At 53.4% G+C, this 283-nt stretch carries 1 rRNA gene; it reads left to right on the forward strand.

The features are described 5' to 3' along the window. Positions 1–283 (forward strand): 23S ribosomal RNA (locus tag HP548_RS00275); the annotation flags it as partial.

Here is a 283-nt window from a genome sequence, read left to right on the forward strand (position 1 = left end):
CGTAGTCGAAGGACAACAGGTCGAAATTCCTGTACCACCGTAAGCCGTTATGAGCAATGGGGGGACGCAGCAGGGTAGTGACGCGGACTGATGGATGTCCGTCTAAGCAGTGAGGCTGATGTGTAGGCAAATCCGCACATCATAAGGCTGGGCTGTAATGGGGAGCGAAAATTATAGTAGCGAAGGTCATGATCTCACACTGCCAAGAAAAGCCTCTAGCCAGGTGATGGTGCCCGTACCGCAAACCGACACAGGTAGGCGAGAAGAGAATTCTAAGGCGCGC

It is taken from the genome of Paenibacillus taichungensis (assembly GCF_013359905.1).
GTDB lineage: Bacteria > Bacillota > Bacilli > Paenibacillales > Paenibacillaceae > Paenibacillus > Paenibacillus taichungensis.